The sequence below is a fragment of the Stenotrophomonas sp. CASM106 genome, from assembly GCF_049384825.1.
Classification (GTDB): domain Bacteria; phylum Pseudomonadota; class Gammaproteobacteria; order Xanthomonadales; family Xanthomonadaceae; genus Stenotrophomonas; species Stenotrophomonas muris.
Genome location: NZ_JBMRFS010000009.1, coordinates 88,844 through 109,282 on the forward strand (window position 1 = coordinate 88,844; position 20,439 = coordinate 109,282).

The following is a 20,439-nucleotide window of genomic DNA, read 5'->3' on the forward strand; positions in this document are numbered from 1 at the left end:
CCTGCAATGAACAACACGATGCCGATCCGGCTGGCGGCCCTGCGCCGCCGGCTGCAGCCGCTGTGGCCCTGGCTGCGCTGGGGTACGGCCGCCACGCTGGTGCTGCTGCTGGTGCTGGATTTCGCCTTCCCGCCACCGCTGCCGAAGCAGCGTGATACCAGCACCCTGGTGGTGGCTGCCGACGGCACGCCGCTGCGTGCATTCGCCGATGCCGAGGGCGTGTGGCGCTACCCGGCTTCGATCAACAGCGTCTCGCCGCTGTACCTGCAGGCGTTGCTGACCTATGAAGACCGCTGGTTCTGGCGGCATCCGGGCATCAACCCGCTGGCGATCCTGCGTGCCAGCGGCCAGCTGCTGCGTGGCGGCCGCATCGTTTCCGGTGGCTCGACCCTGACCATGCAGGTCGCCCGCATCCTCGATCCGCATACGCGCACGCCGTGGGGCAAGCTCAAGCAGATGCTGCGCGCGGTGCAGCTGGAAGTGCACCTGAGCAAGCAGCAGATCCTGGCCCTGTATCTGGAGCGCGCGCCCTACGGCGGCACCATCGAGGGGGTGGAAGCGGCCAGCTGGGCCTACCTGGGCAAGCCGGCGGCGCAGCTGTCGCATGCCGAGGCCGCGTTGCTGGCGGTGCTGCCGCAGGCGCCGAGCCGGCTGCGCCCGGACCGTCATCCGGAAGCGGCGCAGAAGGCGCGCGACAAGGTGCTGTCCCGCATGAACGAGCTGGGCGTGTGGACGGCGGACGAAGTGGAAGACGCGCGCATCGAGAACGTGGTGGCGCGCTCGCTGCGCCCGCCGCTGCACGCCGCGCTGCTGGCGCAGCGCCTGCACTCGGCGCATCCGGGCCAGGCACGCATCCAGAGCAGCATCGACATCGGCCTGCAGCGCACACTGGAAGAACGCGTGGCCAGCTATTTCTCGACGCTGCCTGAACGCACCTCGGCCGCCCTGCTGGTGGTCGACAACCAGACCCTGCAGGCGCGTGCCTATGTCGGCACGCTGGCGTTCGGTGACCGGCAGCGGCTGGGCCACGTGGACATGGTGCAGGCCTGGCGGTCGCCGGGCTCCACGCTCAAACCGTTCCTGTATGCCATGGCGCTGGACGATGGCCTGATCCATTCGGAAAGCCTGCTGGTCGATGCGCCGCAGAGTTTCGGCAGCTACCGCCCCGGCAACTTCGACATGGCCTTCAATGGGCCGATTGGTGCCTCCAGCGCGCTGCGGCTGTCACTCAACGTGCCCTCGGTGGACCTGCTGCAGCGGGTCGGTCCGGCGCGCTTCGCCGCACGCCTGTCGCACTCCGGCATCCAGCTGCGCTTCCCGCCGGGCAGTACACCCAACCTGTCGCTGATCCTGGGCGGCACCGGCGCACGCCTGGAAGACCTGGTCGGCGCGTTCGCCGCGCTCAACCGCAACGGCATTGCCGGCCGCGTGCGTTACGCCGACGACGAGCCGATGATCGAGCGGCGCCTGGCCTCGCCGGGTGCCAGCTGGATCGTGCGCGAGATGCTGGAATCGAATCCGCGGCCGGGGTATAGCGTCGGGACGTTCGATGTCGGTGGCCGCCCGCGCGTGGCGTGGAAGACCGGCACCAGTTACGGGTACCGCGATGCGTGGGCGATCGGCAGCACCCGCCACTACACCGTGGGCGTGTGGGTGGGGCGGCCGGACGGCACACCGCTACCGGGCCAGTACGGCGCGGTCACCGCGCTGCCGCTCATGTTCGAGGTGGTGGACAGCCTGCCGCGCCAGCGCGGTGATTCAGCTGCTGCACCGATGCCGGCCAGTGTCAGCCAGGAGGATGTCTGCTGGCCCACCGGCGAACGTGCCGAGGGCCTGCCAGCGGCGCTGTGCCAGCGGCGGATGTCGGCCTATCTGCTGGACGGTGCGGCACCGCCGACCTTCCCCGAGCGCGAGGCGCGGCGCTGGCAGCCAGGGCGGCAGCGTTACCTGGCCGACGCGCGGACCGGTCTGCGTGTATCCGCTGATTGCCGTTTGCCGCATCAGGAAGTCGCGCGGGAGATCGCGCGTTGGCCGGCGTTGTTGTCGCCGTGGCTGCCGAAGGCCACGCGCGAGGCTTCGCAGCTGCCGGCGCTGTCGCCGGACTGCCGCGACGACGGGCGTGAGGCCAGCGTCGCGCTGCACGTGGACGGGGTCAATGACGGCGCCACGCTGGCGCGCGCGCCGAATTCCGAGCACGGCGTGCGCCTGCAGCTGCGCGCGCTGGGCAGCGAGCAGGCGGTGGACTGGCTGCTGGATGGACGCTGGATTGCACAGACCCACGGCGCGCAGCTGATGCAGCGTGAGTTCGCCGATCCGGGCGCACACACCCTGACCGCGCTGGCAGCCGACGGCGCGTGGACGCAGGTGCGGTTCAACGTCCTGCGATAGGTGCTGGGAATGGCCCATCTACCCGACGCATCCATGCTCTGGTAGGTGCCAACCTTGGTTGGCACGCGACAAATGCGCCCACCAAGGTGGGCATCTACCGAGCGTTTGCGGGGCCGCTACTCCCCGATCCACCCGTCCAGCAGGTCGGCGAACTCGTCGGCGTGTTCTTCCTCCTGCGCCAGGATCTCTTCAAGGATGCGCTTGGTGGTGGTATCGCGGTCGCCGATGAAGTTGATCATCTCGCGGTAGCTGTCGATGGCGATCCGTTCAGCCACCAGGTTCTCGCGCACCATGTCGCGCAGGTCGCTGCCTTCCTTGTATTCGGCATGCGAGCGCGTGGTCAGCGTATCCGGGTTCAGGTCCGGCTCGCCGCCAAGCTGGACGATGCGCTCGGCCAGCTTGCCGGCGTGCGCCTGTTCCTGCTGTGCATGCTCGAGGAACTCGGCCTTGACCGCGTCGGCCAGCATGCCCTTGGCCATGAAATAGTGCCGGTAGTAGCGCAGCACGCACACGTACTCGGTGGCGAGGGCATCGTTGAGCAGCTTGATCACCACCTTGCGGTCGGCGCTGTAGCTGTCGGTGATCGCGCCGTCTTCGATGTTGTGCCGGGCACGCTCGCGCAGGGTCTGACGGTCACTGATGCCGGGAATCCCGGCGGCGGGCTTGCTGGCTTTGGCTGGCTTGCTGGACATTGCTGGCCGTTTCCTTCTGCGGTGGGGAATCAGGTAGGCAGGTGCTCCAGCACGTACTCGGCGGAAGACACCTCGAACTGGCCCGGCTGCTCGATCCAGGCCGCACGCACCACGCCATCGACCACGTACAGCGCGAAGCGGCGCGAGCGCATGCCCATGCCCGAGGCGCTGGCATCCAGCTCCAGGCCGAGCGCGCGGGTCAGCTCAGCATTGCCGTCGGACAGCATCAGCAGGCCGTCGGGCACCTTCTGGTCGGCGGCCCAGGCTTTCATCACGAACGGGTCGTTGACCGCCACGCAGTAGACATCGATGCCGCGCTGGCGGAAGGCCTCGAATTTTTCGACGTAGCCGGGCAGGTGGCGGGCCGAGCAGGTGGGGGTGAACGCGCCGGGCACCGCAAACAGGACGACCTTGCGGGCGTCGAACAGCGAATGCGTATCAAGTGTTTCGATGCCCTCGCGGATGCGCTTGAGGGTCACTTCCGGAATGTGGTCGCCGACATGGATGGTCATGGGGAACTCCTTGCTGGGGCAGGCTAGTGGGCCGGATGGGACAGGGGCGTCAAGACATTGGAAAACCCGTGTGCAGGCCCCATCTTCAGGCGTTGCGGCGGGCGCTTCCAGCCACAGCCTGGGGCATCGGGATGGCAGCGGCATTGCGCAGGATCAGTCGGCCTCACCGGGGCCGCACGAGGGGCGGCGTAGCATCGCCGGCGCGTAGAATGAACCCGGGGCGGCGCCACCGGCGCGGCCGAAGCAGATCGAGGTAGCTGGATGGAATTCAAGGATTACTACGCCACCCTGGGGGTGGAACCGAGCGCGGGCGAGGCGGAGATCAAGACCGCCTACCGCCGGTTGGCACGCAAGTACCACCCGGACGTCAGCAAGGAGGCCGGGGCCGAAGACAAGTTCAAGGCGGTCAACGAGGCCTACGAGGCGCTGCGCGATCCGGAAAAGCGCGCAGCCTACGACCAGCTGCGCGCGCAGGGCTATCGCCCGGGCGAGGAGTTCAACGTGCCGCCGAACTACGGCGGCGCCGGCGGTTTCAATTTCGAGGAAGTATTCGGCGGTGGTGGCCCCAACGGCGGCTTCAGCGACTTCTTCGAAAGCCTGTTCGCGCGCCAGCGTGGCGGTGCCGGTCCGGGCCCGGGCTTCAGCAGCCAGGGCCACGCACCCAACCGCGACACCCGCGCCAAGCTGTCGGTCCCGCTGGAAGCGGCCTACAGCGGCGACAGCCTGCGCATCACCGTCAACGGCAAGCAGCTGGACGTGCGCGTGCCCAAGGGCATCCGTCCGGGCCAGGTGATCCGCCTGGCAGGGCAGGGCAACCATGGCGGCAACCTGCTGCTGGAAGTGGAGTACGCCGCGCATCCGCAGTTCGAGGTCGATGGCCGCAACATCCTCTATACGTTGCCGGTCACGCCCTGGCAGGCCGCGTTGGGCACCAGCATCAGCGTGCCGACCCTGGGCGGTGCGGTGGAGCTGAAGATCCCCGCCGACTCCGATGCCGGCCGCAAACTGCGCCTGCGTGGCCGGGGCCTGCCGGGCAGCCCGGACGGCGACCAGATCGTTGAAATCGAGATCGTGGCCCCGGCCGCGACCGACGAGGCGCAGAAGAAGGCCTACCGCAATCTGGCCAAGGCCTTCGGCGAGGCCATTTGAAGGTAGTGCCGGCCGCTGGCCGGCAACTTCATTGCCCTGGACGGTGATGCGTGGTTGCCGGCCAGCGGCCGGCACGACCACGCGCGTCTCAGCCCTGGCCGGCGAACACCCGCTCCAGCACCTCGGACAGCTCGTCTTCCGAGAACGGCTTGGTGATGTAGGCCTTGGCGCCCTGGCGCATGCCCCACATGCGATCGGTGTCCTGGTCCTTGGTGGTCACCAGGATCACCGGGATATGCCGGGTCGCCTCGTCGCGGGCGAGGGTACGGGTGGCCTGGAAGCCGTTGAGATTGGGCATCACCACGTCCATCAAAACCAGGTCGGGCAGCTCGGCCCTGGCGGTTTCGACCCCGGCGGCGCCATCGGTGGCGGTCAGGATCTGGTGCCCGAGCTTCTCGACGATGCGCTGTATCCCCAACAGCTGCGACGGTGAGTCGTCGACGATCAGAATGCGTGCCATGTTGTTCCCCATGTAATGCCCGCAGTGTAGTGCGGGCTCATTACCGGCGGGAGGGGGGCACCTGCCGTCCGTCGCCTGCCTGCGACGTTCAGTCGATCCGCACCACCGTGCGGCCCAGCGATCCACCCGCCAGCATCCGCTCGAACACTGCCCGGAGGCCATCAAGGCCGACCTCGGCGGTGCAGATGCGGTCCAGGTGCTGCGGCTTCCACTCACCGCCCAGGCGCGACCACACCTCTTCACGCAGCCGGCGCGGCGCATTGGCCGAAGAGACGCCGAGCAGCGACACACCGCGCAGGATGAAGGGCATCACCGTCATGTCCAGCGTCGGGCTGGCCGCCAGGCCGGCGCTGACCACGCTGCCGTAGGGCACGGTCTGCGCCAGCAGGCTGGCGAGCATGGCGCCGCCGGCATTGTCCAGGCCCCCGCCGAAGCGCGCCGACTGCAGCGGGCCGGTGTCGGCCAGCGCCTCGCGCGGCAGCACCTCGCTGGCACCGATGTCGCGCAGGAAGTCGGTCTGGTCCGGCTTGCCACTGACCGCGTGCACGGTGTAGCCGGCACGGCTGAAGATCGACAGCGCCAGCGCACCGACGCCGCCGCTGGCGCCGGTGACCGCCAGCGGGCCGAGCTCCGGGGTCTGGCGGTTGTCCTGCATGCGCAGCAGCGCCAGCGCCGCCGTGAAGCCGGCGGTGCCCAGCACCATCGCCTCGCGCGGGCTCAGCCCGGCCGGCTGTGCAATCACCGCACGCGACTCCAGCCGCACATACTGGCTGTAGCCGCCGTCACGGGTCTCGCTGAGGCCGCAGCCGGTGGCCAGCACCGCGTCGCCTTCACGCCAGGCCGGGTCGGTGCTGGCGACCACGGTGCCGGCCACGTCGATGCCGCCGATCAGCGGGAAGCGGCGCAGGATCTTCCCCTTGCCGGTGCCGGCCAGGGCATCCTTGTAGTTGACCGAGGACCAGTGGGCGCGGATCAGCACCTGCCCGGGGTTGAGGTCGTCGACACCGAGCCGGGTCAGGCCGCTGCGATAGCCGGCGTCGTCGTTTTCGATGCGGAAGGCGGTGAACGGGGTGGTGGGGGCCATCGGCGTTGCCTGACTTCGAGGAAAACGCCACCTTACCCCGTCGTCGCCCTTTCGATCCTGCCGATCCGCCCCATCTTGTATGATCGGTAATGGTTTCACGGCTGGCGCCGCGGGAAGGGCCCGCGCCGCAGCCCACATCTTGATGGAGCGTGCATGGCCTGGAATACACCCGGCGGCAACAAGGGCGGACAAGGCCCCGAGGACAATCGACGCGGGCCGTTCGGGTCGCGCGGCGGTGGCAATGGTGGTGGCTGGGGCGGACTGCCCGGGCCGCTGAAGGACCTGTTCGACGGCGGCATCGTGCGTTGGGTGGTGGCGGCCGTGGTGCTGCTGGTGCTGTTCTCCAGCTTCCAGCTGATCGGTGAACAGCAGCGTGGCGTGGTCCTGCGCTTCGGCCAGTTCTCGCGCATCCTGCAGCCCGGCCCGAACTTCAAGCTGCCGTGGCCGATCGAGTCGGTCACCAAGGTCAACGCCACCGAGATCAAGACTTTCTCGATCCAGGTGCCGGTCCTGACCCGCGACGAGAACATCGTCAACGTCTCGCTGAACGTCCAGTACCGCATCGACGATCCGCAGCAGTACCTGTTCGGCACGGTCGATGCCAACCAGGTGCTGGAGCAGTCGGCGCAGAGCGCGGTGCGCGAGGAAGTCGGCCGCGCCGACCTCAATGCCGTGCTGAACAACCGTGGCCCGCTGGCCGTGGCCGCCGAGGAGCGCCTGCAGGCGCTGCTGAAGGCGTTCAAGACCGGCCTGACCGTGACCGGCCTGACCCTGCAGGACGCCCGTCCGCCGGAGGAAGTGAAGCCGGCCTTCGACGAGGTCAATGGTGCCCAGCAGGTCAAGGAACGCCTGATCAACGAAGCCCAGGCCTACGCCGCCAAGGTCGTGCCGGAAGCCCGAGGCCAGGCCTCGCGCGCCCGTACCACCGCCGAAGGCTACAAGCAGGCGGTGGTGTCCAAGGCCGAGGGTGACGCGCAGCGCTTCAGCCTGTTGCAGGCCCAGTACAAGGACGCGCCGGAAGTGACGCGCAAGCGCCTGTGGCTGGAGACCGTGCAGCAGGTGCTGAGCGAGAACCGCAAGGTGATCGGCGGCGATGGCCGCCAGCTGATCTACGTGCCGATGACCGGCGACACCCGTCCCACCACGTCGGCCCCGGCCGCAGTGGCAAACCCGGACGTGGTCATGCCGTCGCTGCCGGGCGCAGCGGTGGAAGCTTCCCGTGATCCGGGCCGGCCGGTGGGCCGCCCGACCGGGCGACCGAGCGGCCGTGAGGAGGGCAGCCGATGAAGAGTCCTATCTGGATCGCCGTGATCGTGGCGGTGGTGCTGGGCCTGCTCGGCTCGGTGTATGTGGTCCGTGAGGACCAGACCGCCATGGTGCTGAACCTGGGCAAGGTGGTGCGGTCGGACATCAAGCCAGGCCTGCACTTTAAGGTGCCGGTGGTGGAAACGGTGAAGGTTTTCGACCGCCGCTTCCAGGTGCTCGACACCGCGCCGGCGCGCTACTTCACCGCCGAGCAGAAGGACGTCAGCGTCGACTTCTTCGCCATCGGCTACATCTCCAACGTGGGTGACTACTTCCGTGCCACCGGCGGCGACCCGCGCGTGGCCAACGCCCGCCTGGCGCCGATCATCACCGATTCGCTGCGTAACCAGATCAACTCGCGCACCCTGCAGCAGCTGGTGTCCGGCGACCGCAGTGAGCTGATCGCCGAGCAGTTGAAGGGAATCAACGAGGCCGTGGCCGGCCTGGGCATGCAGATGATCGACCTGCGCATCAAGCAGGTGGACCTGCCCACCGACAGCCAGGTGATCAACGACGTGTACGAGCGCATGCGCGCCCAGCGCAAGCAGGAAGCCGCCAAGCTGCGCGCGGAAGGCGAGGAACAGTCGCTGACCATCCGCGCCCAGGCCGACCGTGACAGCACCGTGCTGATCGCCGAGGCCGAGCGCGATGCACAGCGCCTGCGCGGTGAGGGTGATGCGGAAGCCACCCGCATCTACGGCAAGGCCGGTTCGGCTGATCCGTCGTTCTACGCGTTCTACCGTAGCCTGGAGGCTTACCGCGGCTCCATGACCGACGGCAACGGCGTGATCGTGCTCGACAAGAACGACCCGTTCCTGCAGTACCTGAAGAACGACCGCTGAGGTCGCAGGGCATTACCCCACGGGGCCCGGCCAACTGCCGGGCCCCGTGCTTTTTTTCGGAGTTCCGATGAAAGATCTGTTCGCCGCCGTCTGCCTGGTCGCGGTGCTGGAAGGCCTGTTCCTGTTCGTCGCGCCGTTCGCCTGGAAGCGCATGGCCGAACGCCTGCTGGACCTGCCCAGCCCGGCCCTGCGCAGCTTCGGCGGACTGGTGCTGCTGGCCGGCCTGAGCCTGCTGTGGTGGGTGCGGCACTAGACGCCCCGGCGCGGCCGCCTGCGTCTACGGGCGTGGCCTGGCCTTGGTAGCTGCCAACCTTGGTTGGCATTGCCGGCCAGCGGCCGGCACTACCGGGCGGGGCAGTTGACCGACCGGCACCAGCGTGGCCAGGCCCTGGTAGATGCCAACCTTGGTTGGCATTGCCGGCCAGCGGCCGGCACGACCGGGTGGGGCGGCTGACCGACCTGCACCTGCGTGGCCTGGCCCTGGTAGCTGCCAACCTTGGTTGGCATTGCCGGCCAGCGGCCGGCACGACCGGGTGGGGCGGCTGACCGACCTGCACCTGCGTGGCCAGGCTCTGGTAGATGCCAACCTTGGTTGGCATTGCCGGCCAGCGACCGGCACGACCGGGCGGGGCAGCTGACCGACCTGCACCTGCGTGGCCTGGCCCTGGTAGCTGCCAACCTTGGTTGGCATTGCCGGCCAGCGGCCGGCACGACCGGGCGGGGCAGTTGACCGACCGGCACCAGCGTGGCCAGGCCCTGGTAGATGCCAACCTTGGTTGGCATTGCCGGCCAGCGGCCGGCACGACCGGGCGGGGCAGCTGACCGGCCTGCACTTGCGTGGCCAGGCCTTGGTAGCTGCCAACCTTGGTTGGCATTGCCGGCCAGCGGCCGGCACGACCGGGCGGGGCGGCTGACCGGCCTGCACCTGCGTGGCCAGGCCCTGGTAGCTGCCAACCTTGGTTGGCATTGCCGGCCAGCGGCCGGCACGACCGGGCGGGGCAGCTGACCGGCCTGCACTTGCGTGGCCAGGCTCTGGTAGATGCCAACCTTGGTTGGCATTGCCGGCCAGCGGCCGGCACGACCGAGCGGGGCGGCTGACCGGCCGGTGAAGCCGTCCGTCGGAAAGGTGGCAGCGGACCCCGGAAACCCGGATAATGCACAAAAGCCGGACGGGCCTCCCCGTTCGGCTTTTTCCGTGTCTGGGCCCTCCATCGCCGGCCGCTCCCCGTTTGGAGCCGCCCTCCAGGTGCTGGCCAGCCCCGCCACGGTTTACCCGTCCGCGGCCCCGATGGCCGCAACAAATCGAGGAGCCCGTCATGGGTCAGTCTGTCGTAGTGTTGGGTGCCCAGTGGGGCGATGAAGGCAAGGGCAAGATCGTCGATCTGCTCACTGAGGAAATCGGCGCCGTCGTGCGCTTCCAGGGCGGCCACAACGCCGGCCACACCCTGGTCATCAATGGCAAGAAGACCGTCCTGCACCTGATCCCGTCGGGCATCCTGCGTGACGACGCGCTGTGCCTGATCGGCAACGGCGTGGTGATCTCGCCGGCTGCGCTGCAGAAGGAAATCGCCGAGCTGGAAGCCTCCGGCGTGGAAGTGCGTTCGCGCCTGAAGATCTCCCCGGCCGCGCCGCTGATCATGCCGTACCACATCGCCCTGGACCAGGCGCGCGAGCGCGCAGCCGGTGGCAAGGCGATCGGCACCACCGGCCGCGGCATCGGCCCGGCCTACGAAGACAAGGTGGCGCGTCGGGGCATCCGCATCGCCGACCTGCATTACCCGAAGCAGCTGGAAGAACTGCTGCGCACCGCGCTGGATTACCACAACTTCGTGCTGACCAAGTATCTGAACACCGATGCGGTCGACTTCCAGAAGACCTTCGACGAAGCGCTGGCCTTCGGCGAATACGTGCAGCCGATGAAGTCCGACGTGGCCGGCATCCTGCACGACCTGCGCAAGCAGGGTAAGCGCGTGCTGTTCGAAGGTGCGCAGGGCGCGCTGCTGGACATCGACCACGGCACCTACCCGTACGTCACCAGCTCCAACACCACCGTCGGTGGTGCGCTGGCCGGTTCCGGCGTCGGCGCTGATTCGATCGACTACGTGCTGGGCATCGCCAAGGCCTACGCCACCCGCGTCGGCGGTGGCCCGTTCCCGACCGAGCTGGACGACGAAGTCGGCCAGGGCATTCGTGACCGCGGCGCCGAGTACGGTGCGTCGACCGGCCGTCCGCGTCGTTGTGGCTGGATGGACATCGTCGCGCTGAAGCGCGCCGTGGCCATCAACGGCATCAGCGGCCTGTGCATCACCAAGCTGGACGTGCTGGATGGCATGGAAAAGCTGAAGGTCTGCATCGCCTACGAATACAACGGCAAGCGCACCGAGTACGCGCCGCTGGACGCGCAGGGCTGGGAAGAATGCACCCCGGTGTACCTGGAGTTCCCGGGCTGGAGCGAGAACACCCACGGCATCACCCAGTGGGACGATCTGCCGCCGGCCGCACGCGCCTACCTGCGTTCGCTGGAAGAGCTGGCCGGCTGCCCGATCAGCATCGTCTCCACCGGCCCGGACCGCGACCACACCATGGTCCTGCAGGATCCGTTCGCCTGAGGTGGCGCCGGGCCATGCCCGGCGTTGGTGACAGGAAAAGCCCCGCGCACGCGGGGCTTTTTCGTTACTGTGTGGCCAGGCCAGCGGGGAAGCGACGCGATGACCAGGATGTCAGCGTGAAAGGCGAGACGGTAGTGCGGGTCACCCTGTGGGTGTCGTGGAGCCTGTGGTGCATGGCCTGCCTGGTTCTGGCGCTTGGCGCCATCGCCAACTGCCTGGCCTCGCGTACCCAGACCCTGCCTCTGCTGCTGAGCCCGGGTGCGACGGCCGAGGTGACGGTCTACCGCCTCATCGATGATCAACTGCGGCTGCACCTGCGTTATGCCGCGGACGGTACAGAGGCTGACCCTGAAGTGCTGCTGCGCATCGAGACTCCCACCGAACATGGAGACTTCCGCGCAGGGGAGCGTTGGGGAGTGGCCGGGCAGGGCATCGACCGCGCGCTGGTATCGGTTGAGTCCAGCGGCCTCATGGCCTCCTACTTTGGTTACGGTCGCGGCGACGCATTGCCACGCGGCCGCTCATGGCTGCGGGTAACCGTGCTGGAGGTGGATCCGGCGCTGGCGGGACGCACTGCAGACATCGAGCTGCAGCCGCCGCTGGGTCTGCTGAAGCTGACCGACCTGGACTACCTCTGGCTGTGGCCGTTCTTTTTCTGGAAGATGGCGGCGCTGTTCCTGCTGATTCCGGGGGCTGCGTTGACTGTCTTCACTGTGGCGTTGCGGCGCCAGCAGCGCCGGGCATCGGTGCCGCCGACTTCAGCAAGGGATAGGGATTGATCGACTCTCCCTTCCACCACTGCTTCTCCGGCCCCAAGACATGCACTTCGAAGTGCAGGTGCGGGGCCTCGGCGCTGGCATTGCCGGTGCTGCCGACGTAGCCGATCACATCCCCGCGCTTGATCGCCTGTTTCTCGGCCAGGCCATCGGCATAGCGCTGCAGGTGCGCGTAGTAGTAGCACCAACGTCCGCTGGGCTCGAACTGGTAGATCGTCAGCCCGCCGCGTTCGCTGTCGAACAGTTTTTCCACCGTGCCATCAGCCACCGCGAGTACGGGAGTACCGGCATCGGCCAGGATGTCGATGGCATCGTGTACGCGGCCTTCGCTGCGTGCATCGGTGAAGGTATCGCGCAGCTGCGAGGCCAGGATGCCCTGCACCGGCAGCAGCAGGCCGGACGGTGCATCCGCAGCCTGCGCGGCCGGCGGCGCGGTGGTGGCGGGTGGGGCCGTTGCGCGTGGCGCTGGTTCGACCACCGGCGCGGCGGACACCGCCGATGGCGCTGCCGGCAGCGAGGCGGCTACCGGCTCACTCCCATCGCGACGCAGCCACCAACCTGCCCCCAGTCCCAGCAGTACGCCCAATACGATCAGCTGCGAAAGACGCATGGGCTTACTCCTGCATCACCACGGGCACCGAAGTATCCACTGCGTCGGCCACACGCACCGCATCCCAGTTGGTCATGCGTACGCAGCCATGCGATTCGGTCTTGCCCACGTGGCTGGGTTCGGGCGTGCCATGCAGGCCGTAGTGCGGCTTGGACAGGTCGATCCAGACCCGGCCGACCGGATTGTTCGGGCCCGGCGGCAGCGTCGCCTTCTTTTCGCCCTTGCGCGCATCCCAGAACAACTTCGGGTTGTAGTGGAACGGCGGGTCGCGATACACGCCCAGGATCTTCCATTCGCCGATCGGCAACGGGTCGTGCTGGCTGCCCGACGACACCGGCACCTGCGCGATCAGCTTGCCTTGCGCATCCAGCAACTGCAGGGTGGAGTCGGATTTGTCGACCACGATCTTCGCCGCCTTCGGCAATGCCGCTGGTGCGATGTTGGGCACTTGGATGCGGCTGCCAGCCTTGGTCAGATCCACGCCGGGATTGAGCACCTTCAGCAACTCCGGCGAGGCGTGGAAGCGCTCGCCCAGGGCTTCTTCCATACTGCTGAAACCCAGCGATTTCAGTTTGGCCTGTGCGGCAGGTCCTTTCGGTATGAGCTGGAACGGGCCGGCGACATCCTCGGCAGTCAGCGTGTAGCTGGCCAGCGGCCCCACCGTATCAGCCTGCAGAGCCTTCCAGGTGGCGTCGTCCAGCTCACCCGTCACGGTCAGCCCATGCGCGGCCTGGAAGCCCGCCACCGCGCGTCGCTGGTTGCTGCCCACTTCGCCATCGATCTGGCCAGGCGAGAAATTCGCGCGATCCAGCAGCACTTGGGCATGCAGTGCGGAGCGCACTGCGGTGTCCGGGTCGGCCTTCTCGGCAATGGGGGCGGGCAGGTTGGGCGGCGGCACCTGCGCGAAGGCCGGCGACGCCAGCAGCGAGAGTGCGAGCAGGGTGGATCGGGACACAGATGAGGGCATTGGGATCTCCAGCAGGTACGCCGCCACCTTGCCCGCAGACAGCGCCGAGCCGCCGTGAAAGGGATCTGATGCCCGCATGAGCAGGCATGTCATTGCGGCCGATTGCCAGCGGCAGGTGCCGCTGGGACGGGGACTCACCAAGGTGAACCGTGGCCGAAGCCACCGATGGAGGGCGATCAAGATTGCCTGCCGTGCCGCCGATAAAGGCGCATCCCCCCGTTTTGGATGTACCGATGAACTACTTGAGGAACGTCAGGGTTGCCTGGCGTCTTGGGCTGGGCTTTGGCCTGTTGCTGCTGCTGGTCGCCGCCGTGGTGGCCACCGGCGCCACTGCCAGTGTCGTGCAGAAGCGCGCGATGCAGCAGGTGGTCGACGTCAGCGTGGCCAAGGTGCGCCTGCTGTCGCAGATGCTCGATGCCAACAACCAGATGATGGTCGTGCGCCGCGAAATGCTGATCCGTCAGGGCGAAGACCGCGGCAGCGACGAGAAGCGCATCGCCGACCTGGTCAAGCGCTATGAGGCCAGCTGGACCGCCTACCAGGCGCTGCCCAGCGATGCTCAGGGCAAGACCATCGCGGAAACCATCGCGGCCAAGCGTGCCGTTGCGCGCCCGCTCAACAAGCAGACCAGCGAACTGATGGAGCAGGGTGATTACCCTGGCGCCGTGGCGCTGACGCTGGGCCCGGTGCAGGAAGCGGCCAACGGCTGGAACAAGGCGCTGTCCGATGGCGTGGACTTCGAGGAGAAGGAAAGCCGTGAGGCTGCCGCCGAAGCGATCCGCCTGGGCGAACGCAGCCTGCTGCAGCTGCTGGTGCTGGGCGGCGTCGCGCTGCTTGCCGGCATCGGCGCCTCGGTGATGATTGGCCGCAGCCTGACCGGCCCGCTGGCGCGCGCGGTGAACCTGGCCGAGCGGCTGTCCAAGGGCCAGCTGGACCAGGAGTTCCGCCTCGGTGGCCGGGATGAGCTGACCCAGCTGGGCGAGGCGATGGCCAGCGTGCGGCAGAGCGTGCAGGCGGCGATCGGCGCGCAGCTGCAGATGGCTGAGCAGCACGAAGCGGGTGCGATCCGCTATCGCATGGACGACAGTGCCTTCCCCGGTGATTTCGGCCGCATGGTGCAGGCCACCAACAGCCTGGTCGAATCGCACGTGCAGGTGGAGCTGCTGATGGCCGAAGTGATGCAGCGTTACGCGATCGGCGACCTCAGCCGTGACCTGCCGGACTACCCGGGCGAGAAGGGCACGCTGACCCGCACTCTGGCCGCGGTAAAGCAGAGCCTGATGGCGATCAACGCGCAGATCGATGAACTGGCCCGTGCGGCTCGCGCCGGCGACTTCAGCATGCGTGGCGATGCTGCTGCGTTCCAGTATCAGTTCAAGGCGATGGTCGAACACCTCAACGGCATGATGGCCAGTTCGCAGGCCAGCATTGCCGATGTTTCCGACGTGCTGCGCGCGATCTCGCACGGTGACCTGACCGCACGCATGGACGGTGAGTACGACGGCGTGTTCGCGCGCATGCGCGACGACGCCAATACCACCACCGCGCAGCTGACGGGCATTGTGCGGGGCATCCAGGTGGCTGCCGACAGCATCAACAACGCGGCCCAGGAACTGGCCGCCGGCAACAACGACCTGTCGCGCCGCACGGAGCAGCAGGCGGCCAACCTGGAGGAAGCTGCCGCGTCGATGGAGGAGCTGACCTCCACCGTGCGCCAGAACGCCGAGCTGGCGCGTCAGGCCGACAGCGAAGCGCATGCCGCCGGTGCCGCCGTACGCGAGACCGAGCAGGCGATGGCGCAGATGGCCTCGGTGATGGGTGAGATCGATCAGTCCTCGGCACGCATCTCGGAAATCTCCACCGTTATCGACGGCATCGCGTTCCAGACCAACATCCTGGCGCTGAACGCTGCGGTGGAAGCCGCGCGCGCGGGCGAGCAGGGCCGTGGTTTTGCCGTGGTCGCCAGCGAAGTACGCACGCTCGCGCAGCGCGCCGGCGTCGCGGCCAAGGAGATCAAGGAGCTGATCGAAGACGCCGCTGCCAAGGTGAAGAGTGGCCTGGCGGTGACCGTTGAATCGGAAGCAGCGATCGCGCGCGTGGCCCAGGCCAGCTCGCGCACCACCCAGCTGATGAGCGACATCGCAGCGGCCAGCAAGGAACAGGCGGCCGGTATCGAGCAGGTCAACCAGGTGGTGGTGCAGATGGACCAGGTGACGCAGCAGAACGCGGCCCTGGTGGAAGAAGCCACTGCGGCGAGCCGCGCGCTGGAGGAGCAGGCACATGCGTTGACCACGTCGGTGGCGGTGTTCAAGGTGGAAGGCGCGACGGTCTCTGCTGTGCCCCGTCGCGCGGCCTGAGCGGGCTGCCAGTGCAGTAACAGGAATGCGGCCGCCTTGGGCGGCCGTATTTGCATCGCCCGCTCAGGCAGCAGGGAGGATCGCCCTCATTGCTCCAGGACGCTGCCGAGCATGGCCCCAAGCACGTACAGCACGCCAAGCGTGGGAGGAATCACCAGAAGGTAGACGGTGATCCAGGTCATTCCGGAAAGCCAGCGTCCCACGTCGATGACGTTGAGTGCCGCGGTCTGCAGCATCACCGGCAGTTGCATGAGGATGTAGGCGCTCTTGGGGTCGCTGTTGGACCGGGCATCGAGCACCAGCCAGGTGGTCAGCGCGAGATAGAGCGCGCATAGGGCAATGCCGGTCCAGCTGAGCCAGCGTGGCTTGCGCATGCCGCCTTCCTCGTCTGTCCGGGGCCATCAGGGTAGCGCCGCGAGCAGCGGCGTGCACTTCCCTGGGTCGAGCCGATAAGCGAAGCTGCGCGGCAGCGAGCCGTGCGAAGGGAGCTGAGAGGTGAGCAATGTGATGAACGCCGTGATGCTCCCGATCGTGATGCTGCCCGGGCTGGATGGCAGCGGCCTGCTGTCGACATGCTTCGTGGAAGCGATGCAGGACCAGGGGGTTACCGTGCAGGTGCTGCCGCTGCCCATGCACGGGCCACAGGACTACGTTACATTGGCGTCGATCCTGCGCCCGCAGCTTCCCATCTCTCCCTTTGTGCTGCTGGCTGAATCGTTTGCCGGGCCGCTGGCTATCGAACTGGCGGTGGCTTCACCGCCGGGATTGCGCGGATTGATACTGAGTACGACCTTCGCGCGGCGACCGGTGCCGCTGCCAGCGGCGAGCGCACGCTTGCTTGCCCCTGCATGGCCACCGCCGCCGCTGGCGTTGCTGGCCCGGCTTCTGCTGGGGCATTGGCGGACACGCATGAACCTTCGCGAGCTGCGACATGCGATCGCTGCGGTACCGACCGCGATCCTGCGGCAGCGCGCTGCGGCGACACTGCAGATCGATGTCCGCGCGCAGTTGCCGAAGCTCACGCTGCCGACGTTATGCCTGCATGCACGACAGGACCACCTGTTGTGGCCGCCCAGCGTGGCCGAGCTGCAGGTCTTGTTGCCCGATGCCCGGCACGTATCGCTGGAAGGGCCGCATCTACTGCTGCAGGCCCGTGCCGAGGCAGCCGCAGCCGAAGTTGCCGCATGGATGAGGGCGCTCCCCTCCTGATCGAAGACTCAGCCGCGTGCACGCGTGCGCGCGGCCTTCTTCGCCGCCGCCTTGCGCACGGTCTTCTTCGCGGCCCGCGTCTTGGCTGCCTTCTTCGCGGCGGCGCTACGCGCGGCGACCGTACCCGCCTTCTTTACCGCTGCCTTCTTCGCCGTCTTCTTTGCGGCCTTCTTTGTCGCGGTCTTGCGAGCCGGTGCCTTCTTCGCCACAGCCTTCTTCGCCACCGCCTTCTTCGCAGGTGCCTTCTTCGCCGCCGTCCTCTTGGTTGCGGCCTTCTTTGTGGCCGATTTCCTGGCAGGCGCCTTCTTGGCAGCCTTCTTGCTGGTCGCCTTCTTCGCGCCCTTGCGGGCACTGCCGGCGCGCTTGCCGCCGCCGTCCTGCTTGTTCACGGTGGCCCAGGCAATGCGTTCGGCGGTGCCTTCACTCGCGCCGCGATCACGTTCGCTTTGCTCGATGTGCTCGGCCTGGCGCTTCTGCTTTTCGGTATATGCGGATTTGTCACCACGGGGCATGACGATTCTCCTGTCGTTGTGGTCAGGCCAGCAGGCGCAGCTTGGGTTCGCGCGCCCACTGGCGGGTGGCGGCCGCCGCCAGGAATGCCTTGGCGTCTTCTGCTTCGATGATGCCGAGGTCGTTGCCGACGCGCGCCGCCTTCAGCAGCACCTGGCCGCCCGCGTCGCTGGCGATGGCCTTCAGGTGTGCCCACGCCTGGCTGACGAATTCGACGGCTGCACTCTCTTTCGACAAGGCCTTCGCGGCTTCAAGGCTGAGCACCACGGCTACTGCATCGAACACGGCTGACGGGGTGCCCGCCAGCTGCCCATCTGCCGCCTGCAATGCGCCATCGCTCAGCGTGGCGCCTCCCACTTTTGGCGCGACCAGCTTCACGTCTGCACCTGCCTTCCGGACGGCCTTGCTCAGGCTGGCAATCACGCGCGCGTCGGAGCCTTCGTCGAACAGGATGCCGATGCAGCGACCCTGTAGGGTGGGCTTGTTACGCCCGATCACGCGCACCTCGGGAGCGGGTGGCATGTCCCGCACCGGCGTGGCGGTTGGGGCCGGGTCGGGCAGCGCAGGCAGGGCCAGGCCATCGGCCACGCGCTGCGCCAGCGCGTCATCGATGTTGCGCAGGTGGCTGACGGTGCGCACCCGCACCTTCAGCGTTTCCACCTTGGACAACTCGAACACCAGCGCCGATGCCAGGTGCGCCTGCTCCGGCTTTTCCAGGCTGCGGAAGAACATCCGGGCCTGGCTGTAGTGGTCGGCGAAACTCTCCGCGCGGGTGCGGCCCTTGCGGCCATCGTCGGCGCTGGCATGGCTGCGGAATCCGGCAGGCGTCTCGCGCGGGGTGTCGTCCTGCAGCGAGCTGGGATCGTAGGCGACGCGGCCCTTGGGCACCTGCATCTGCATGTGGCCGTCGCGCTGATGATTGGCAAACGGGCACTTCGGTGCATTCACCGGGATCTGGTGGAAGTTCGGGCCGCCCAGGCGCAGCAGCTGGGTGTCCAGGTAGGAGAACAGGCGGCCCTGCAGCAGCGGGTCGTTGCTGAAGTCGATGCCGGGCGGCACGTTGGCCGGGCAGAACGCCACCTGTTCGGTCTCTGCGAAGAAGTTGTCGGGCCAGCGGTCCAGTACCATGCGCCCGATCACCTGCAACGGCACCAGCGATTCGGGAATGATCTTGGTTGGATCCAGGTGGTCGAACGGGAATGCGTCGGCGTCTTCTTCGGTGAACAGCTGCACCGCCAGCTCCCATTCGGGAAAGTCGCCGCGCTGGATGGCCTCGAACAGGTCGCGGCGATGGAAGTCATTGTCGGCCGATTGCAGTTTCAACGCTTCGTCCCAGACCGTGGACTGAATGCCCAGCTTGGGCCGCCAGTGGAACTTGACGAACGTCGACTCGCCGGCCTCGTTCAGCAGGCGGAAGCTGTGCACACCGAAGCCTTCGATCATCCGCAGCGAACGCGGGATGGCGCGGTCGCTCATCGCCCACATGATCATGTGCATCGATTCAGGCATCAGCGAAATGAAGTCCCAGAACGTGTCATGGGCCGACGCGGCCTGCGGGAAGGCGCGGTCCGGCTCCATCTTCACTGCGTGCACCAGATCCGGAAACTTCATCGCGTCCTGGATGAAGAACACCGGGATGTTGTTGCCGACCAGATCCCAGTTGCCCTCCTTGGTGTAGAACTTGACCGCAAAGCCGCGCACGTCGCGCGGGGTATCCACCGAGCCTGCGCCACCGGCCACGGTCGAGAAGCGGGTGAATACCGGCGTCTTCACGCCGACCTCGGTCAGGATGCGTGCGCGGGTATGGGCTGCCAGTGATCGGGTCAGCTCGAAGTAGCCGTGTGCTGCGCTGCCACGTGCGTGCACGATGCGCTCGGGAATGCGTTCGTGATCGAAGTGGGTGATCTTCTCGCGCAGGATGAAGTCCTCCAGCAGCGTGGGCCCCCGAGGTCCCTGCCGCAGGGAGTTCTGGTTGTCCGCCACCGGAATGCCCTGGTCGGTGGTCATTGCCGGATGGCTGCCCCCGGCCTGCTGGTGCAGTTCATCGCCATCGCCCCGGCGGTGGCTTTCGGCAGGGACGGTTGCGCGCTTGCCGGTCGGCTTGCTGGCGGCCATGGACGTTGGCTCCGGATCATCAAAAGGAACCACGACACTGGAACCAGCCCCGTTAAACCACGGTCCGGCAAAGGTGAACGTACGGGCAAAAGCAGGCTCGGGTATGCTTGCCGCATGCGAGTCGAGCCCGCCGACATCGAAGCCCTGTTCGACGCCATCCCGGATGTGCTGTTCTTCATCAAGGACCGCCAGGGGCGTTACACCCACGTCAACCAGACCATGCTGCGGCGGCTGGGTCTGCGCGCGCGCAAGGACGTGATCGGGCGTACGGCGGCCGAAATCTACCCGACCGGCCTCAGTGCGGACTACGTTGACCAGGACGCCCGCGTGCTGTCCGGTGAGGTGATCGAGAACCTGATGGAGCTGCACCTGTTCGCCAACCGCGAACCGGGCTGGTGCCTGACCTGCAAGCGCCCGCTGGTGGTCGACGGGGCCATCGAGGGCCTGATCGGCATTTCCCGCGACCTTGGCCAGAAGGACAGCCTCGGCACCCAGTACGAGCAGCTGCGGCTGGCGCTGGCCCACCTCAACGCGCACTACGCCGAGAACGTGCGCATGCAGACCCTGCTGGACATCACCGGCTTTTCGCTGTCCAAGCTGGAGCGCAGCTTCCGCAAGGTGTTCCAGATGACCCCGCAGCAGGTGCTGACCCGGCTGCGGATCCAGATGGCCATGCACCTGCTGCATGGCGACGACAGCATCGCCTGCATCGGCCAGGCCTGCGGTTTCAGCGACCAGAGTGCCTTCACCCGCAAGTTCAAGGCTGAAACCGGTTTCTCGCCGCGTGCCTATCGTGCCCGTATCGGTGGGAACGTCGGCGAGCCGGCGCTGGCCTGAGCCGCCTGCTGCGCTGT

The 20,439-nt window shown here is 67.5% G+C and carries 19 protein-coding genes; 10 read left to right on the forward strand and 9 right to left on the reverse strand.

The genetic code is table 11. The features are described from left to right. Positions 1-6 precede the first annotated feature (6 nt). Entirely contained in the window at positions 7-2,388 is a 2,382-nt protein-coding gene (gene pbpC, locus VG556_RS18370; protein WP_100450464.1) for a penicillin-binding protein 1C, read from the forward strand. 116 nt (positions 2,389-2,504) lie between these two features. Here pbpC and VG556_RS18375 read toward each other — a convergent pair whose 3' ends face one another. Both VG556_RS18375 and VG556_RS18380 read right to left on the reverse strand, forming a co-directional pair. After that, positions 2,505-3,080 (reverse strand): ferritin-like domain-containing protein, encoded by a 576-nt coding sequence (locus tag VG556_RS18375; RefSeq protein ID WP_014648036.1) that lies wholly within the window; start codon positions 3,078-3,080, stop codon positions 2,505-2,507. Between the two features lie 29 nt (positions 3,081-3,109). Then, positions 3,110-3,592: a peroxiredoxin gene (locus VG556_RS18380; RefSeq protein WP_053495212.1), complete on the reverse strand. Its 483-nt coding sequence runs from the start codon at positions 3,590-3,592 to the stop codon at positions 3,110-3,112. 261 nt (positions 3,593-3,853) lie between these two features. Here VG556_RS18380 and VG556_RS18385 point away from each other — a divergent pair, with 261 nt between their 5' ends. Then, complete coding sequence (locus tag VG556_RS18385; RefSeq protein ID WP_032957103.1) at positions 3,854-4,741, forward strand: DnaJ C-terminal domain-containing protein; 888 nt, start codon at positions 3,854-3,856, stop codon at positions 4,739-4,741. 88 nt (positions 4,742-4,829) lie between these two features. On the opposite strand, the gene pilH is transcribed toward VG556_RS18385, so the two are convergent. Both pilH and VG556_RS18395 read right to left on the reverse strand, forming a co-directional pair. Continuing rightward, a complete protein-coding gene (gene pilH, locus VG556_RS18390) occupies positions 4,830-5,201 on the reverse strand; it encodes a twitching motility response regulator PilH (RefSeq protein ID WP_014648033.1) in 372 nt (123 codons plus the stop codon). Positions 5,202-5,289: 88 nt separating this feature from the next. Further along, positions 5,290-6,285, reverse strand: coding sequence for a YhdH/YhfP family quinone oxidoreductase (locus VG556_RS18395; RefSeq protein WP_100450463.1), 996 nt, complete (start codon positions 6,283-6,285; stop codon positions 5,290-5,292). 153 nt (positions 6,286-6,438) lie between these two features. Here VG556_RS18395 and hflK point away from each other — a divergent pair, with 153 nt between their 5' ends. The 5 genes from hflK (at position 6,439) to VG556_RS18420 (ending at position 11,820) form a co-directional block, all read left to right on the forward strand. Beyond that, positions 6,439-7,572 (forward strand): FtsH protease activity modulator HflK, encoded by a 1,134-nt coding sequence (gene hflK, locus VG556_RS18400; protein WP_005418335.1) that lies wholly within the window; start codon positions 6,439-6,441, stop codon positions 7,570-7,572. Further along, complete coding sequence (gene hflC, locus VG556_RS18405; protein ID WP_014648031.1) at positions 7,569-8,432, forward strand: protease modulator HflC; 864 nt, start codon at positions 7,569-7,571, stop codon at positions 8,430-8,432. Before hflK ends, hflC begins: the two co-directional genes overlap by 4 nt. A 67-nt stretch (positions 8,433-8,499) precedes the next feature. Next, the gene (locus VG556_RS18410; protein WP_005414170.1) at positions 8,500-8,685 is read left to right on the forward strand and encodes a DUF2065 domain-containing protein; all 186 of its coding nucleotides are present in this window, start codon (positions 8,500-8,502) and stop codon (positions 8,683-8,685) included. Between the two features lie 1,063 nt (positions 8,686-9,748). Further along, entirely contained in the window at positions 9,749-11,041 is a 1,293-nt protein-coding gene (locus tag VG556_RS18415) for an adenylosuccinate synthase (protein WP_014648029.1), read from the forward strand. A 116-nt stretch (positions 11,042-11,157) separates the two neighbouring features. Next, entirely contained in the window at positions 11,158-11,820 is a 663-nt protein-coding gene (locus VG556_RS18420) for a hypothetical protein (protein WP_100450462.1), read from the forward strand. Here VG556_RS18420 and VG556_RS18425 read toward each other — a convergent pair. Together VG556_RS18425 and VG556_RS18430 are read right to left on the reverse strand one after the other, a co-directional pair. Further along, a complete protein-coding gene (locus VG556_RS18425) occupies positions 11,750-12,427 on the reverse strand; it encodes a M23 family metallopeptidase (protein ID WP_100450461.1) in 678 nt (225 codons plus the stop codon). The two genes, VG556_RS18420 and VG556_RS18425, sit on opposite strands and share 71 nt — an antisense overlap. A gap of 4 nt (positions 12,428-12,431) precedes the next feature. Further along, the gene (locus tag VG556_RS18430; RefSeq protein ID WP_100450526.1) at positions 12,432-13,394 is read right to left on the reverse strand and encodes a L,D-transpeptidase family protein; all 963 of its coding nucleotides are present in this window, start codon (positions 13,392-13,394) and stop codon (positions 12,432-12,434) included. 233 nt (positions 13,395-13,627) lie between these two features. On the opposite strand from VG556_RS18430, the gene VG556_RS18435 reads away from it, so the two are divergent. Next, on the forward strand, positions 13,628-15,751 hold the full coding sequence (locus VG556_RS18435) for a methyl-accepting chemotaxis protein (protein ID WP_100450460.1): 2,124 nt from the start codon (positions 13,628-13,630) through the stop codon (positions 15,749-15,751). A gap of 86 nt (positions 15,752-15,837) precedes the next feature. Here the strand turns inward: VG556_RS18435 and VG556_RS18440 are convergent, their stop codons facing one another. Beyond that, positions 15,838-16,125: a hypothetical protein gene (locus VG556_RS18440; RefSeq protein WP_100450459.1), complete on the reverse strand. Its 288-nt coding sequence runs from the start codon at positions 16,123-16,125 to the stop codon at positions 15,838-15,840. Between the two features lie 133 nt (positions 16,126-16,258). Here VG556_RS18440 and VG556_RS18445 point away from each other — a divergent pair, with 133 nt between their 5' ends. Next, a complete protein-coding gene (locus tag VG556_RS18445) occupies positions 16,259-16,960 on the forward strand; it encodes an alpha/beta fold hydrolase (RefSeq protein WP_032960035.1) in 702 nt (233 codons plus the stop codon). A gap of 8 nt (positions 16,961-16,968) precedes the next feature. On the opposite strand, the gene VG556_RS18450 is transcribed toward VG556_RS18445, so the two are convergent. Both VG556_RS18450 and VG556_RS18455 read right to left on the reverse strand, forming a co-directional pair. Further along, positions 16,969-17,472 carry a hypothetical protein gene (locus VG556_RS18450; protein WP_100450458.1) on the reverse strand — a complete coding sequence of 168 codons (504 nt, stop codon included), beginning with the start codon at positions 17,470-17,472 and terminating at the stop codon, positions 16,969-16,971. Between the two features lie 22 nt (positions 17,473-17,494). Then, positions 17,495-19,585 carry a catalase gene (locus tag VG556_RS18455; protein ID WP_100450457.1) on the reverse strand — a complete coding sequence of 697 codons (2,091 nt, stop codon included), beginning with the start codon at positions 19,583-19,585 and terminating at the stop codon, positions 17,495-17,497. Positions 19,586-19,699: 114 nt separating this feature from the next. Here VG556_RS18455 and VG556_RS18460 point away from each other — a divergent pair, with 114 nt between their 5' ends. After that, entirely contained in the window at positions 19,700-20,422 is a 723-nt protein-coding gene (locus VG556_RS18460; protein WP_014038112.1) for an AraC family transcriptional regulator, read from the forward strand. Positions 20,423-20,439: the final 17 nt, after the last annotated feature.

Bases quoted from the DNA above. Each gene is read 5' to 3' on its own strand.
- VG556_RS18375 (WP_014648036.1), bottom strand. From the start codon at position 3,080: ATGTCCAGCAAGCCAGCCAAAGCCAGCAAGCCCGCCGCCGGGATTCCC.
- VG556_RS18455 (WP_100450457.1), bottom strand. From the start codon at position 19,585: ATGGCCGCCAGCAAGCCGACCGGCAAGCGCGCAACCGTCCCTGCCGAA.
- VG556_RS18460 (WP_014038112.1), top strand. From the start codon at position 19,700: ATGCGAGTCGAGCCCGCCGACATCGAAGCCCTGTTCGACGCCATCCCG.
- VG556_RS18410 (WP_005414170.1), top strand. From the start codon at position 8,500: ATGAAAGATCTGTTCGCCGCCGTCTGCCTGGTCGCGGTGCTGGAAGGC.
- VG556_RS18435 (WP_100450460.1), top strand. From the start codon at position 13,628: ATGAACTACTTGAGGAACGTCAGGGTTGCCTGGCGTCTTGGGCTGGGC.
- hflC (WP_014648031.1), top strand. From the start codon at position 7,569: ATGAAGAGTCCTATCTGGATCGCCGTGATCGTGGCGGTGGTGCTGGGC.
- pbpC (WP_100450464.1), top strand. From the start codon at position 7: ATGAACAACACGATGCCGATCCGGCTGGCGGCCCTGCGCCGCCGGCTG.
- VG556_RS18425 (WP_100450461.1), bottom strand. From the start codon at position 12,427: ATGCGTCTTTCGCAGCTGATCGTATTGGGCGTACTGCTGGGACTGGGG.
- VG556_RS18415 (WP_014648029.1), top strand. From the start codon at position 9,749: ATGGGTCAGTCTGTCGTAGTGTTGGGTGCCCAGTGGGGCGATGAAGGC.
- VG556_RS18430 (WP_100450526.1), bottom strand. From the start codon at position 13,394: ATGCCCTCATCTGTGTCCCGATCCACCCTGCTCGCACTCTCGCTGCTG.
- VG556_RS18445 (WP_032960035.1), top strand. From the start codon at position 16,259: ATGAACGCCGTGATGCTCCCGATCGTGATGCTGCCCGGGCTGGATGGC.
- VG556_RS18380 (WP_053495212.1), bottom strand. From the start codon at position 3,592: ATGACCATCCATGTCGGCGACCACATTCCGGAAGTGACCCTCAAGCGC.
- VG556_RS18385 (WP_032957103.1), top strand. From the start codon at position 3,854: ATGGAATTCAAGGATTACTACGCCACCCTGGGGGTGGAACCGAGCGCG.
- VG556_RS18450 (WP_100450458.1), bottom strand. From the start codon at position 17,472: ATGCCCCGTGGTGACAAATCCGCATATACCGAAAAGCAGAAGCGCCAG.
- pilH (WP_014648033.1), bottom strand. From the start codon at position 5,201: ATGGCACGCATTCTGATCGTCGACGACTCACCGTCGCAGCTGTTGGGG.
- hflK (WP_005418335.1), top strand. From the start codon at position 6,439: ATGGCCTGGAATACACCCGGCGGCAACAAGGGCGGACAAGGCCCCGAG.
- VG556_RS18395 (WP_100450463.1), bottom strand. From the start codon at position 6,285: ATGGCCCCCACCACCCCGTTCACCGCCTTCCGCATCGAAAACGACGAC.
- VG556_RS18440 (WP_100450459.1), bottom strand. From the start codon at position 16,125: ATGCGCAAGCCACGCTGGCTCAGCTGGACCGGCATTGCCCTATGCGCG.